Genomic DNA, 14,530 nt, shown 5'->3' with positions numbered 1-14,530 from the left:
AGCCACTGCAGTGCCGCCCAGAACGGCAGCACCACCCACGCCGGGAAGCGCACCGGCAGGAAGAAGAGGAACGGCAGAAGACTGGTCACCCGGGCACGCGGGAACAGGTACAGGAACGCACCGAGGACCGCCGAGATCGCCCCCGAGGCACCGACCAGGGACTGCTCGGAGTCCGCGTTGGCGACGGCGTAACCCAGCAGGGCCAGGTAGCCGCAGCAGACGTAGAACAGGGTGAACTGCACTCGGCCCATCCGGTCCTCGGTCATCGCCCCGAAGACGTAGAGGAAGAGCATGTTGCCGAGCAGGTGCACCCAGCTGCCGTGGACGAAGAGCGCGGTCGCGGGGGTGAGGGCCGACCCCGCGGACCCTTCGAACAGTTCTGCGGGAATCACGCCCCAGCGCCGGAAGTAGGCCCGCTGTACGGCGAGCAGTTCGTCGCCCGTGCCGTACGCCGGATTCAGGCCCGAGGCGGGCCCGGCCAGGAAGGCAAGGCAGCACAGCGCGATCAGTGAGTACGTGACCGGCGCCGACGACCCCCTGACCGATCTGCCGGCCCGGACGATCGACGCACTCCACTTGCGGATCATGAACACAAAGCATGACGTAGCCGGACGCAACCACCCCGGCCGCCTCGCCGCCGTGGACACGCGGGCGGCGGGTACTCGCCAGGCCGTAGGGTTACGAGCCATACGCACCGGGGATGCCGGTCGCGTCGCGGACACTAGAAGGAAAGAGAACAGGTCACGATGACGGTTCCCCTGCCGACCGCTGAGACGCGGTGGCGCTGCACCCTCTGCGGCAACCTCACGAGGTTCGACGTGACCCGCTCATCGAAGGTCGTCGAGTACGTCCACCTCGACCTGGCCGGAGAGCCGAAGGTCGAGGAGCGCGAGGTGCTCAGTGAGACCATCGAGTCGGTGCGCTGCCGCTGGTGCAACGCGGTGGACCAGGTGGAACTCGTGGACAGGCCGGGTGCCGGCTCCTGACGATGGGGGTCCCCCCGCTCGAGCGAAGTCGAGCGTGGGGGAGGGCCCCGCAAGAATTGGGGTGTGTGACGGATGGCGGAGACCACGGGCGGGGGGCCGGACGACGGCGCCGCCGAGGTGCTCGACCGTCCGCTGCCCGACGGCGTGCGCCGCAGGGTCGTGCAGATCGTCTCCGACGGCTTCGGCGCGCTGACCGTCGGGGAGCTGCCCGCGCAGCTCCGGCAGTACGCCCGGTTCGCACCGAACCGCCGGGCGAAGTTCGCCGGCAACGCGATGGCGGCAGCGCTGGAGACCGATCCGCTGTTCCGGCAGCGCATCGGGGAGAAGCTCAGAGAGGCCCAGCCGGAACTGACCGGCGCCCTGGACTCAGGCTCCCCGCCCCCGGCCGCGGACCCGCTCGACGTGGCGGCCGCGGCCTACGTACTGCGGCCCCCCGGCTGGGTGAAGCAGGTGACCGCCGCCGGCGAGGAGGCCCAGCGGGCCGACGCCGAGCGCGCCGACGACGAGGTCCGGGCCGAGCTGGAGCGGCTGCGCGCCGAACTGGACCGGGCCCGCGACCATACCCGGGCCGAGACCGAGCGGCTGCGCACGGAGCTGGAATCGGCCAAAAAGGAAACCGAGTCGCTGCACCGCAAGCTGCGCGCCGCCCTCAGTGACGTCAAGCGCGGCGAGGCCGCCCTGCGCAAGGCGCAGGGCGAGATGGAGGCCGTCCGCGCCGAGGGGCACGCCCAGGTGTCCGCCGCCGAGAGCGAGACCCGGCGGCTCAAGTCCCGGCTGGGCGAGACCGAGGCCGCCCTGGAGGCCGCGCGCCGGGCCGCCCGCGAAGGCCGCAGCGTCGAGGACATGCGGGTACGGCTGCTGCTGGACACCCTGCTGGACGCCACCCAGGGGCTCCGCCGCGAACTGGCCCTGCCGCCGGTGTCGGTGCGCCCCGCCGAGACCGTCGACGCCGTCGAGCCGGGCCGGATGTCCCCGAAGGACATCGCCGCCCGCGCCCTGTCCGAGAACGACCCGCAGGTCCTGGACCAGCTGCTGGCGCTGCCGCAGGCCCATCTGGTCGTCGACGGCTACAACGTCACCAAGACCGGCTATCCGCAGATGCCGCTGGAGAAGCAGCGCCTCAGGCTGCTCGGGCAGCTCTCCCAACTGGCCGCGCAGAGCGGCGCCGAGGTGACCTGCGTCTTCGACGGCGCCGAACTCGCCGCGCCGGTGCTGCTGGCGCCGCCGCGCGGCGTCCGGGTGCTCTTCTCGAAGCCGGGGGTCACCGCCGACGAGCTGATCCGCCAGCTGGTGCGCGCCGAACCCCCGGGCCGCCCGGTCATCGTGGCCTCCACGGACCGCGAGGTCGCCGACGGCGTCGCCCGCGCCGGCGCCCGCCCGGTGGCCTCGGCGATGCTCCTCAAGCGCCTTTCGAGGGCCTAGGGGGTATACGCCCCATGCGTAACGTCCGGGCGTGATGCCCGAATTGCTGTGACCTGTGAGTCACGTTGCGTCAAGTGGGTCTCACCAACAGTGAGTCCAGGGGAAAAGTTGGCCTACCGTGACGCGATTTTTCATCTGAGGATTTGAACTGATCACAGGAAGGTCACTAGGGTCGGGCCGAACCTCCGCTCGGGTGATCGCTCATCGGGAGAGACGGCGGAGGAGCCAGAAGGAGCTTGTCACCCGTGGCGTCCCACCGTCGTCCGAAGCAGCCGAGCCGCGCACGTGTGACCGTGCTGACCACCGCCGCCGCCGCTGCCGTCGCCTTCAGCTCGCAGGCCGCCAACGCCGCCCCCAGCGAGAAGCCGAGCAAGGACGAGGTCAAGGCCAAGGTCGACAAGCTCTACGAAGAGGCGGAGCAGGCCACCGAGAAGTACAACGGGGCCAAGGAGAAGCAGGAGAAGCTCCAGAAGGAGATCTCCACCATCCAGGACAACGTGGCCCGCGGCCAGGAGGAGCTCAACGAGCTCCGCGACAGCCTCGGCCTCGCCGCCGCCTCGCAGTACCGCACCGGCTCCATCGACCCCTCCGTCCAGCTGTTCCTCTCCGCCAACCCGGAGGACTACCTGGACAAGGCCTCCACCCTCGACCAGTTGAGCAGCCAGCAGGTCGAGGCGCTGAAGAAGGTCCAGGAGAAGCAGCGCGAACTCGCCCAGGAACGCGCCGAGGCCTCCGAGAAGCTCAAGGACCTCGCCTCCACCCGGACCGAACTCGGCAAGAAGAAGAAGGAAGTCCAGGGCAAGCTCTCCTCCGCGCAGAAGCTGCTCAACAGCCTCACGGCCGCGCAGAAGGCCGAACTGGCCGCCGAGCAGAACCGCGCCAGCCGGACCAGCGAGCGCGACGCCCTCACCGTCGACGTCCCGCCCGGCTCGGGCCGTGCCGCCGCCGCCTTCGCCTTCGCCCAGAGCCAGCTCGGCAAGCCCTACGTCTACGGCGCCACCGGCATGAGCTCCTACGACTGCTCCGGCCTCACCTCCCGGGCGTACGCCGCGGCCGGCGTCCAGATCCCGCGCACCTCCGAGGCCCAGACCGGAGCCGGCACCAAGATCTACTCGGTCAGCCAGCTCAAGGTCGGCGACCTGGTCTTCTTCTTCAACGACCTGCACCACGTGGGCCTCTACGCCGGCAACGGGCAGATCATCCACGCCCCGCGCACCGGCACGGTCGTCCGCTACGAGTCGATGGACACCATCGGCGGCCCGTTCATGTTCGGCGTCCGGGTCTGATCCCGACCCCTGGCGCCATCCCCCGGAGACTTCCGGCGTTCTCAAGATCAGGACACGGTGTCCGCCGTTCGGGCGAATCGCAACAGCCCGAGTGAGCCCACGCCCCGCCATTGACCTGCGTCAGCGGCGGGGCGCCGTGCCGAATACCCACGGATGGCCGTTGGCGGCCCCCCGTCGCGGGGCTACTGTCTGCCGCGTTCCAGTCCGCCAGCGGAAGGAGAGCGGCTTCCCGTGGGGTCCCATCGCCGCCTTGCACCGTCCGGGTTCGACCGGGGCGCCGGTGCCGCGGTCAGCTTCCTGTCCGTCGCGGCCGCCGCCGTGGGCGCGGTCCCGGCCGCCGCCGCACCGCACGACGACACCCGGGCCACGGTGGACCGGCTCTACGAGCAGGCCGAGAAGGCGACCGAGGCGTACAACGCGGCCGACGAACGCGCCGACGAACTGCGCGAGGAGGTCGGCACCGCCCGGGACCGCATCGCCCGCGGGCAGCAGCGCGTCAACTCCCTGCGCGACTCCCTCGGTTCCCTCGCCGGCGCCCAGTACCGCGAGGGCGGCATCGACCCGTCCCTCGTCCTGCTGCTCTCCGACGACCCGGACGACTACCTCGACCACGCGTCCCGGCTCGACCGCCTCACCGCCCACCAGGCCGGTGAGCTGAAGGAACTCCGGCACGCCATGCGCGAACTCGCCCAGGAACGCGAGGAGGCCGCCGAGAAGCTCCGCGAACTGGACAGGAGCCGCAAGGCCGTCGCCGCGCACAAGAAGACCGTCGAGCGGAAACTCGCCACGGCCCGACGGCTGCTCAACTCCCTGCCGGAGGCCGAACGCGACGCCTACGGCAGGGCTTCCCGCTCCGGCCGCGGCGACCTGCCCGGCCCCGGCAGCGCCACCGCCGCCTCGGGACGCGGGTCCGCCGCCGTCGCCGCCGCCCGCAGCGCCCTCGGCAAGCCCTACATCTGGGGCGCCAACGGACCCTCCGGCTTCGACTGTTCGGGTCTGATGCAGTGGTCGTACGCGCAGGCCGGGGTCTCCCTGCCGCGCACCTCGCAGGCCCAGCGGTACGCCGGCCGGCAGATCCCGCTGTCCGAGGCACGCCCCGGTGACCTGGTCGTCTACCGGGGCGACGCCAGCCACGTCGGGATGTACATGGGCAACGGCCAGGTCATCCACGCGCCCTACCCCGGCGCGCCCGTGCGCTACGACCCGGTCGGGATGATGCCCGTCTCGTCGGTCACCAGGGTCTGACCGGGGCGGCCCGGCGCCCGTACGATCGGGAACGTGGCTGGTCGAAGGTCGGGGTCCGTGCTCGTGGCGCTCGTCGTGCTGCTCGTCGCCCTGACCGGGTGCGGCGGGCGGCCTGCCGTCGACAGTGCCACGGCCGACGTGCAGCGGCTCCTGGACCGGCGGGCCGCAGCCGTCCTGGACCGCGACGAGCGGGCCTACGAACGGACGGGCACGGGGACGGATCTGGCCAGACTGCGCTCGGTGCCCGTGGCCGCCTGGTCGTACCGGGTGACCGGACTGCGCCGCACCGGCGACACGGCCACCGCCGACGCCGAACTGCGCTACCGCGTCGCCGGCTACGACCGGGCTCCGGTGACCGCCGGGCGCACCCTGCGGCTGAGCCGGGGAGCGGACGGGAAGTGGGCCGTCGACACCGACCGGCCGGCCGAGAAGTCCGCGCAGCAGCTCTGGGACCAGGGGGCGGTGCACCTCGTCCGGGGCCGGTACAGCCTGGTGCTCGGCGTCGGGCAGTCCGGGCAGGCGCTGCGGGACTTCGCGGACCTGGCCGACCGTGCGGTGCCCGCAGTGTCGGACGCCTGGGGCACGCGATGGAGCCGGCGGGTCGTGGTGCTCGTGCCGAGGTCACTGGAGGGGATGGCGGGGCTGCTCGGCTCGCCCGCCTCCGCCTACCGCGGGATCGCGGCGGTCACCACCGGCGAGACGGGTGCGCGGGACCGGGCGTCGGCGGACCGGATCATCGTCAACCCGGACGCGTTCGCGCTCCTCGGCGGTCTCGGCGAGCAGGTCGTCGTCACCCACGAGACCACCCATGTCGCCACCCGCGCCCGCACCACGGCCGCCACCCCTCTGTGGCTGTCCGAGGGGTACGCCGACTGGGTCGGCTACCGCGCCACCGGCCGCACCCCCACCGAGGCCGCGCCCGAACTGTCCCGGGCGGTCGACGCAGGCCGGGTCCCCACCGCGCTCCCGGACGACGAGGACTTCGGCTTCACCGGCGACGCGAGCCGGCTGGCCCGCTCCTACGAGAGCGGCTGGACGGCGTGCCGGCTGATCGCCGACCGCTGGGGCGAGGCCCGGCTGGGCGACTTCTACCGGGCCGTCGGGGAGCACCGGGAACGCCCGGGTGCGGTGGAGGACGCCATGCGGAAGGTTCTGGGGACTACGCCGGAGGCCTTCACGGAACAGTGGCGGGCCTACCTGCGGGAGCAGCTGGGCTGACGGCTGACGCGGGGCCGGACCCGCCGTGGCTCACTCAGGCGGGTCGAGCCTCTCGACCGGACCTGCCGCGGCCTCACTCCGGCCGGTCGAGCAGCTCGATGGCCTCCCGCAGCCAGCCCCGTTCGGCCTCGCCCGTCGCCCGGGCCACACGCAACATGCCCTGGCGGAACAGGTCGTCCGCCTCCTCGGCGCGGACCGGCTTGCCGGAGTCGTAGAAGAAGCTCGTCGGCGTCTGAAGGAAGTCCAGCCGGCGGCGCAGCACAGCGGCCTGCTCGTGCCGGTCGGGCAGGTGGCGCAGGAACGCGAGGACCGTGTTGAAGCGGACGTGGTCGGTGATCTCCGTCTGCCTCGGGTCGCGCAGACGCGCCAGCAGCTCCTCCCGGCCCTTGACGGTGAGGGCGAGGATCCGGCGCGGGGCCGCGCTCGCACCCGGCTCGGTGCGCTGGTCGAGCAGCCCCTTCGTGGTCAGCCGGGTGATCGCCGGGTAGAGCGCGCCGTCGCTGACCGGACGGACATGCCCGGTCAGCGCCTTGATGCGGTCCTTCAACTCGTAGCCGTGCAGGGGCTCCTCGGCCAGGAAGCCCAGGATCGACAGCTCCAGCATGGTCCTCCTTGCGGGCGGGTCAGAGTGCATGCTACCTCTTACCGAGATACCTCGATCCGCGATACATCGATCCGAGCTAGCTCGAATAGATGTAACCCGGATCGCGTCGGCTCCGACCGAGGTATGCCGCATCGGGGGTCATCAGGACTCAGGGGGGACCGTCACCGTGAACACCCATCGCGAACAGCTCGTGCTGCTCGCCCGACCCGTCTACTTCTCGCTCCTCGCCTCCGTCGCCGCCGGGATCATCAACACCGTCTGGGTCGCCCGGCTGGGCGGACCGGCCGTGGCCGCCGTCGCCGTGGCGACCACCACGGAGAACGTGCTGCTCGGCATCGCCCTGGTCTTCGGCTCCGGTACGACCGTGCTGGTCGCCCACGCCCGGGGTGCCCGCGACCCCGCCGCGGTACGGGCCGCGGTGCGCGGCGGATGGGCGCTGTGGGCGCTGGTGACACCGCTGGTGGTGGCCTGCGGCCTGCTGGGGCGCGAACCGCTCGCCCGGCTGGTGCTGGGCGGGGCCGACAGCGCCGCCCTCCCGCTCGCCGTCGCCTACTTCACGCTCTCCATGCCGGGCCTGACCGTCTTCTTCGCCCAGCAGCTCGTCGACGGCATCCTCAAAGGCACCGGCGACACCCGCACCCCGATGCGCCTCGCCCTGCTGGCCAACGGCCTGATCCTGGCCCTCGACCCGCTCTTCATCCACCTCTACGGCGTCCCGGGCGCCGCCGCCGCGACGGTGCTGGCCCGGTGCGCGGCGCTCGGGGCCGGACTCCTCGCGCTGCGGCGCACCACCCTGCTCCGCGCGGCCCGCCGGGCCGAACCGGGCGAGTCCCTCGACGTTTCCCTGCGGCGCACGCTGAGGACCGGCCTGCCCATGTCCGCCGACTTCACCGTGCGGCAGACCGGCGCCCTGGTCCTGGTCGCGATCGTGGCGCGGCTCGGGGTGACGGCGGTGGCGGCGTACGCGATCGCCTACAAGGTCATGTACGTGGCGACCATGGCCTTCTACGCCGTCCGCCAGGCCGCTTCCATCCACACCGCGCACACGCGGGGCGCCGGTCAGGACGCCCGGTGGGCGATCGGGCGGCAGGCCGTGCTCCTCTCCGGCGCCGTCGGACTCGCCGCGGCCGTGCTCCTGGCCGTCGCCGCCCCCTGGATCATGGCCGCCTTCGGCGCCGGGCCCCAGGTCGCGGGCGAGGGCGTGCTGTTCCTGCGCTGCGTCGGGCCCTACCTGGTGCTGCTGGGCTGTCTCATCGCGCTCGGCGGGGTCTTCGAGGGCGGCGGGCGGGCCTCGGCGCTGCTGCGGGTGACCCTGCTCGGGACGGCCGTCCAGCTGGGACTCGCGTACGCCCTCGCGGGGCTCGGCTTGCCCGGGGTGTGTCTCGCGATGGCGCTCGCGGCTGCCGCGCAGTGCGCGTCGGCGGGGCTGCTGTTCCGGCGGGACCCGGTTCAGGAGGAGACGGCGGTCTCGTCGGTACGGACGGGCTGAGCGGGCACGGGAGCGGGGAGGGTGCGCGGCACCGTCGCGCGCCACAGGGCGCGGGCCGCGAGGAGCGCGGCGGCCACCAGGAGGCCGTTGCGCAAAAACAGCAGGGTGAGGCCGAGGCCGTCGCCGGCGACGACGCTGGCGAAGTAGAACGGGAACTCCAGCACCGTCACGAAGCACGCCACCAGCACCAGGACGACCGGGAGCCGCATCCTGCTCCCGGGGAAGTACAGGCACACCGCCGCCAGCCCGACCAGCCACACCATGTACTGCGGGCTGATCACCCGGCTGGTGGTGGTGAACATCAGCACCGCGACGAAGGCCGCGTCGGCGAGGGTGTGCTCCTCGAAGCGCCGGGCCAGCAGCCGCCACAGCACCAGCCAGCCGAAGGCCGCCCCGGTCAGGAACAGCGCGCCCGTGCTCACCTCGCTCACGTACGGCCCGAGGAACTCGATCGAGCCGTAGTTCAGCCTCACCTCGCCCTGCCAGCCGAAGTGCCGGGCGACGTGGAAGACCAGCGCGCCCAGCGACTCCACCTCGGTGCCCCGGTCGCGCTGGAAGGTCAGGAACGCGAACGCGCCCGGCATGGCCAGCGCGAACGCACCCGTCACCACGATGCCCGTCACCAGGGCGGACACCCAGGCGCTGCGGCTGCGGGCGGCCAGCAGCAGCATCGCCGGCCAGATCTTCAGCAGGGCGCCGAAGGCGGCCAGGGCCCCCAGCGCCTTCGGGTGCCGGACCCCCGCGAGCAGGGCGGCCATGGCCACCGCCGTGACCATCACGTCGTAGCGGGCGTACACCGTCGGGCCGAGCAGCGGCACGCCGATCACCCACACCCAGGCGCCGCGCAGCGAGCGGCCCGGGCGGCGTCCCGCGTACGTCATCAGGGCCAGCACGGCCAGATCGGTGACGCAGACCAGCACGAAGAACGCGGTCCCGTAGTCCAGGAAGGGCAGCAGGCCGGGGGAGAGGATCGCCAGCGCGGCGGCGGGCGGGTACTGCCAGGTGACATCGCGCAGAGGGAAGGTTCCGGTACTGAGGACCTCGTACCAGCCCCGGTAGATCACGTGCACGTCGCTCGTGACGTCCGGGCCCGGGAAGACGTACACCTTCAGGACGAACAGCAGCAGCAACAGCCTGGTGAGACACCAGACCACCGGCAGCCATGCCAGGGACCGCCTCGTGCCCGTCGTCATCACGTGATCCCTGCCCGTTCGCGCGCGGTGTTGATCGGGCCATGATGGGCCCGTCAGCTGTGAGCGTGCCACACTCGCCGCGGCGTACGGGGGTGAGGGCCGTTGGGTAGGGTCGGCGGCGTGCGCAAGACCCTGATCGTGACCAACGACTTCCCGCCCAGGCCCGGGGGCATCCAGGCGTTCCTGCACAACATGGCGCTGCGGCTGGACCCGCAGCGGCTGGTCGTGTACGCCTCGACCTGGAAGCGGACCCCGGAAGGCGTCGAGGCGACCCGTGCCTTCGACGCCGAGCAGCCCTTCACCGTCGTACGGGACCGTACGACCATGCTGCTGCCCACGCCGGCTGCCACCCGGCGGGCCGCCGGTCTGCTGCGGGAGCACGGCTGCACCTCGGTGTGGTTCGGGGCGGCGGCCCCACTCGGTCTGATGGCGCCGACCCTGCGCGCCGCGGGTGCCGAGCGGCTGGTCGCCACCACGCACGGCCACGAGGCCGGCTGGGCGCAGCTGCCCGCCGCCCGGCAGCTGCTGCGGCGGATCGGGGAGTCCACCGACACGATCACCTACCTCGGCGAGTACACCCGTTCGCGCATCGCCTCCGCCCTGACGCCCGAGGCGGCCGCACGGATGGCGCAGCTGCCGCCCGGAGTCGACGAGAAGACCTTCCACCCCGGCTCGGGCGGCGAGGAGGTGCGGGCGCGGCTGGGCCTGACGGACCGCCCGGTCGTGGTCTGCGTCTCCCGGCTCGTCCGCCGCAAGGGCCAGGACACCCTGATCCGGGCCATGCCGCGCATCCTGGCGGCCGAGCCCGACACCGTCCTGCTGATCGTCGGCGGCGGTCCCTGTGAGAAGGACCTGCGGCGCCTCGCGCACGAGACCGGCGTCGCCCCCGCCGTACGGTTCACCGGCGCCGTGCCCTGGTCCGAGCTGCCCGCCCACTACGGCGCCGGCGACGTCTTCGCGATGCCCTGCCGCACCCGGCGCGGCGGCCTGGACGTCGAGGGCCTCGGCATCGTCTACCTGGAGGCCTCCGCGACGGGCCTGCCGGTCGTGGCCGGTGACTCGGGCGGCGCCCCGGACGCGGTGCTGGACGGCGAGACGGGCTGGGTGGTGAGGGGCGGCTCACCGGAGGAAGCGGCCGACCGCATCACCGTCCTCCTCGGCGACGCCGAGCTGCGCCGCAGGATGGGGGAGCGGGGCAGGGAGTGGGTCGAGGAGAAGTGGCGCTGGGACCTGCTGGCGGAGCACCTCGAAAGCTTGCTGTAGTGCGGTTTGCCTTCTTGGGGCGCGGGGAAGTGCGCGATCAACCACGAACGACCCGCACTCGCCGTCAAACGATCAAGCGGCACCCCCACTAGGCGGAACCCAAAAATCCGCCGATGCTGCGCCCATGACATCTAACCTGACGCATCGTCACCTGACAAGACGTCGCATCCTGGGCATGGCAGCCCTGCAGACCGCGGCCACCCTCGGCTTCACCCGCATCGGCCTCGAAAGCGCCCGAGCCGCCCAGCCCGACGCAGTCGACACCGCCCCCGCCATCGTCGTCGGCTCCGGCTACGGCGGCGCCGTGGCCGCTCTTCGCCTCGGCCAGGCCGGCATCCGCACGATCGTCCTGGAGATGGGCCGCCTCTGGAACACCACCGGCCCGGACGGCGAGATCTTCTGCACCACCAGCGCACCCGACCACCGCTCCATGTGGTTCCGCGACCGCACCGAGGCCCCCCTCGGCACCTTTCTCTGGCTGGACGTCGTCAACCGGGACATCGGCCGCTACCCCGGCGTCCTGGACCGCGTGCACTTCGACCACATGTCCGTGTACGTCGGCCGGGGCGTCGGCGGCGGCTCCCTGGTCAACGGAAGCATGGCGGTCACCCCGCCCCGGCCGTACTTCGCCGAACAGTTCCCGACGGTCGACGCCGACGAGATGTACGGCACGTACTTCCCGCGCGCCCGGGCCGCCCTGGGAGTGAACACCGTCGACCCGGCGTGGTTCGAGTCGACGGAGTGGTACCGCTTCACCCGCGTCTCCCGCAAGCACGCCGAGAAGGCCGGCCTGCGGACCACCTTCGTGCCCAGCGTCTACGACTTCGGCCACATGCGGCGCGAGGCGGCCGGCACCGCCCCGAAGTCGGCGCTCGGTGGCGAGGTCATCTACGGCAACAACCACGGCAAGCGCAGCCTCGACAAGACGTACCTCGCCACCGCGCTCGGCACCGGCGAGGTCACCGTCCACACCCTGGAGAAGGTGCGCGCGATCAGCCGCGCGCCGGACGGCACCTACGTCCTGACCGCCGACCGCATCGACGAGACCGGCCGCGTCGTCGAGACCAAGGAGTACGGCTGCACGTACCTCTTCCTCGGCGGCGGCAGCCTCGGCACCACCGAACTGCTGCTGCGAGCCCGGGAGACGGGCACCCTGCCCGCGCTCGACGGCAGTGTCGGGGCCGGCTGGGGAACCAACGGCAACGTGATGCTCGGCCGGGCCAACCACCTGTGGGACACGGTCGGCGCGAACCAGTCGACCATGCCGGTCATGGGCATCGACGACTGGGCGAACACCGCCAACCCGGTGTTCGCCGAGATCGCCCCGCTGCCGACGGGCCTGGAGCACTGGGTGAGCCTCTACCTGGCGATCACCAGGAACCCGGAACGGGCGTCCTTCTCCTACGACACCGGCTCGCACCGGCTCCGGCTCGGCTGGACGGCCGCCCACTCCGCGGTCTCCGTCGCCATGGCCAGGAAACTGTTCGACCGGATCAACGCGGCCAACGCGACGATCTACCGGTACGACCTGTTCGGCTCGAAGAGCAAGGTCTTCGCCGACGACTTCACCTACCACCCGCTGGGCGGTTGCGTGCTGGGCCGGGCGACGGACGACTACGGGCGGGTCAAGGGATACTCCCGGCTGTACGTCACCGACGGCTCGCTCGTGCCCGGGTCGCTCGGGGTCAACCCCTTCGTGACCATCACCGCGCTCGCCGAACGCACGATGGCGCGGGTCCTCGCCGAGGACACCGCGCCATGACGCCGTTCGCGTACTACTTGGCGTAGATCTCCTCGACCTCGTGCGCGTAGTCCTTCGCCACCACGTTCCGCTTCAGCTTCAGCGAGGGCGTCAGGTGGCCCGACTCCTCCGTGAACTGGGAGGACAGAATGCGGAACTTCCGCACCGATTCCGCCTTCGACACCGCGGCGTTGCCGTCGTCGATCGCCGCCTGGATCGCGGCCAGCAGGTCCGGGTCCTCGCTCAGCGACGCCGCGGTGGAACCCGCCGGCTTGCCGTGGTCGGAGCACCAACGGCCGAGGAACTCCTCGTCGATGGTGATCAGCGCGCCCACGAACGGCCGCCCGTCACCCACCACCATGCACTCCGCGACCAGCGCGTGCGCCCGGATACGGTCCTCGATCACGGCCGGGGCGACGTTCTTGCCGCCGGCGGTGACGATGATCTCCTTCTTGCGGCCGGTGATCCGGAGGTAGCCGTCCTCGTCGAGGGTGCCGATGTCACCGGTGTGGAACCAGCCGTCCGCCAGCGCCTCCGCGGTCGCGCCGGGGTTGTTCCAGTACTCCTTGAACAGGTGCTCACCGTGCAGCAGCACCTCGCCGTCGTCGGCGATCCGCACCACCGAACCGGGCAGGGGCTGCCCGACCGTGCCGATCTTCTGCCGGTCCCACGGGTTGAACGCGGTGGCCGCGCAGGACTCCGTCAGGCCGTAGCCCTCCAGGACCGTGAAGCCGATGCCGCGGAAGAAGTGCCCGAGGCGCTCGCCGAGCGGGGCGCCGCCGGAGATGGCGTACTCGCCCCGGCCGCCGAGGACCGCCCGGAGCTTGCTGTAGACGAGCTTGTCGAACGTCTTGTGCTTGATCTTCAGACCGAACGACGGACCCGAGGGGGTGTCCAGCGCCTTGCTGTAGGCGATCGCGGTGTCGGCGGCCTTGTCGAAGATCTTGCCCTTGCCGTCGGCCTGGGCCTTGGCGCGCGCCGAGTTGTAGACCTTCTCGAAGACGCGCGGCACACCGAGGATCAGCGTCGGGCGGAACGCGGCCAGCTCGTCGGTGAGGTCCTTGATGTCCGGGACCGTGCCCAGCTTGATCGGCGCCATCATCGGGGCGATCTGAACCAGCCGGCCGAAGACGTGCGCGAGCGGCAGGAAGAGCAGCACCGAGCACTCCCCGGTGCGGAACAGCGGACGCAGCCGCTCGACGATGTTGCCGCACTCGGCGAAGAAGCTGCGGTGGGTGAGCACACAGCCCTTGGGGCGGCCGGTGGTGCCGGAGGTGTAGACGATGGTCGCCGGGTCGTCGGCCTTGGCGATCGAGCTGCGCTCCTCGACCGTCTCGTCCGTGACGTCCTGGCCGAGCCGGCCCAGTTCGTCCAGGCCGCCGCCGTCGATCTGCCACACGTGCTTGAGCGCCGGCAGTCCGTCGCGGATCGACTCGATCGCTGCCGAGTGGGCCTGCGACTCCACGACGCAGGCGGTCGCGCCCGAGTCGCCGAGGATCCACTGCACCTGCTCCGGCGAACTGGTCTCGTACACCGGCACGGTCACCGCGCCCGCGCTCCAGATGGCGAAGTCCAGCAGCGTCCACTCGTAACGGGTGCGGGACATCAGCCCCACCCGGTCGCCCGGCTGGACGCCGGCGGCGATCAGTCCCTTCGCCGCCGTGTGCACCTCGGCGAGGAAGGTGGTGGCCGTGACGTCCTGCCAGCTGCCGCCGATCTTGCGGGCGATGACGGCGACGTCCGGGTGCTGCGCGGCGTTTCTGCGGACGATGTCGGTCAGATTTCCGTCCGCAGGGACCTCGTACAAAGCCGGAAGGCTGAACTCGCGCAAGACTGCTGCTCCTCATAGGGCGCCGGCGCCACGACGGTGTGTGCTGCGACGGTGCGGTCCAAGGCTCGGGGAGGTGCTCCGGCATTCACTTGTTGAAATGCAGAGCACGACTGGACTGCCCGGACGTTACCCGCCGGTATGGCTTCTGCGACAGGGGGTCGCGTCGAGATGTTCGCTGCGTCACACAGTTGGGTATTCCATCGCGCACAGTAGTCCACGAGCAAACTGACTGGCCAGTAACCGCAGGTAGGA

General features: G+C 71.7%; 12 protein-coding genes. 8 read left to right on the top strand and 4 right to left on the bottom strand.

Annotated elements, in window-relative coordinates:
* Positions 1-587: rhomboid family intramembrane serine protease (locus tag C1J00_RS05700; RefSeq protein ID WP_102907934.1), on the bottom strand; the 587-nt coding region annotated here is incomplete at its 3' end.
* A 159-nt stretch (positions 588-746) separates the two neighbouring features.
* Here C1J00_RS05700 and C1J00_RS05695 point away from each other — a divergent pair.
* The 5 genes from C1J00_RS05695 (at position 747) to C1J00_RS05675 (ending at position 6,157) form a co-directional block, all read left to right on the top strand.
* A complete protein-coding gene (locus C1J00_RS05695) occupies positions 747-986 on the top strand; it encodes a hypothetical protein (RefSeq protein ID WP_003989675.1) in 240 nt (79 codons plus the stop codon).
* A 72-nt stretch (positions 987-1,058) separates the two neighbouring features.
* Positions 1,059-2,408, top strand: a complete 1,350-nt coding sequence (locus tag C1J00_RS05690) for an NYN domain-containing protein (RefSeq protein WP_102907932.1) — start codon at positions 1,059-1,061, stop codon at positions 2,406-2,408.
* Positions 2,409-2,653: 245 nt separating this feature from the next.
* Positions 2,654-3,694 carry a C40 family peptidase gene (locus C1J00_RS05685; protein ID WP_102907931.1) on the top strand — a complete coding sequence of 347 codons (1,041 nt, stop codon included), beginning with the start codon at positions 2,654-2,656 and terminating at the stop codon, positions 3,692-3,694.
* Positions 3,695-3,925: 231 nt separating this feature from the next.
* Positions 3,926-4,939 (top strand): C40 family peptidase, encoded by a 1,014-nt coding sequence (locus C1J00_RS05680; RefSeq protein WP_102907930.1) that lies wholly within the window; start codon positions 3,926-3,928, stop codon positions 4,937-4,939.
* 33 nt (positions 4,940-4,972) lie between these two features.
* Complete coding sequence (locus C1J00_RS05675; protein ID WP_102907929.1) at positions 4,973-6,157, top strand: hypothetical protein; 1,185 nt, start codon at positions 4,973-4,975, stop codon at positions 6,155-6,157.
* 73 nt (positions 6,158-6,230) lie between these two features.
* Here C1J00_RS05675 and C1J00_RS05670 read toward each other — a convergent pair whose 3' ends face one another.
* Positions 6,231-6,761, bottom strand: a complete 531-nt coding sequence (locus C1J00_RS05670) for a PadR family transcriptional regulator (RefSeq protein WP_102907928.1) — start codon at positions 6,759-6,761, stop codon at positions 6,231-6,233.
* Positions 6,762-6,927: 166 nt separating this feature from the next.
* On the opposite strand from C1J00_RS05670, the gene C1J00_RS05665 reads away from it, so the two are divergent.
* Entirely contained in the window at positions 6,928-8,250 is a 1,323-nt protein-coding gene (locus tag C1J00_RS05665) for an MATE family efflux transporter (protein WP_102907927.1), read from the top strand.
* Here the strand turns inward: C1J00_RS05665 and C1J00_RS05660 are convergent.
* Complete coding sequence (locus tag C1J00_RS05660) at positions 8,211-9,446, bottom strand: glycosyltransferase 87 family protein (RefSeq protein WP_102907926.1); 1,236 nt, start codon at positions 9,444-9,446, stop codon at positions 8,211-8,213. The genes C1J00_RS05665 and C1J00_RS05660 overlap by 40 nt on opposite strands.
* A gap of 117 nt (positions 9,447-9,563) precedes the next feature.
* Between C1J00_RS05660 and C1J00_RS05655 the strand changes: the two genes are divergently transcribed.
* Together C1J00_RS05655 and C1J00_RS05650 are read left to right on the top strand one after the other, a co-directional pair.
* A complete protein-coding gene (locus tag C1J00_RS05655) occupies positions 9,564-10,706 on the top strand; it encodes a glycosyltransferase family 4 protein (RefSeq protein ID WP_102907925.1) in 1,143 nt (380 codons plus the stop codon).
* Positions 10,707-10,830: 124 nt separating this feature from the next.
* On the top strand, positions 10,831-12,468 hold the full coding sequence (locus C1J00_RS05650) for a GMC oxidoreductase (protein ID WP_500691468.1): 1,638 nt from the start codon (positions 10,831-10,833) through the stop codon (positions 12,466-12,468).
* Positions 12,469-12,481: 13 nt separating this feature from the next.
* On the opposite strand, the gene C1J00_RS05645 is transcribed toward C1J00_RS05650, so the two are convergent.
* Entirely contained in the window at positions 12,482-14,278 is a 1,797-nt protein-coding gene (locus tag C1J00_RS05645; protein WP_102907923.1) for an AMP-dependent synthetase/ligase, read from the bottom strand.
* Positions 14,279-14,530: the final 252 nt, after the last annotated feature.

Origin of the sequence: Streptomyces cahuitamycinicus, from assembly GCF_002891435.1 — a bacterium.
GTDB lineage: Bacteria > Actinomycetota > Actinomycetes > Streptomycetales > Streptomycetaceae > Streptomyces > Streptomyces cahuitamycinicus.
This window is presented reverse-complemented; position numbering and strand designations above follow the sequence as displayed.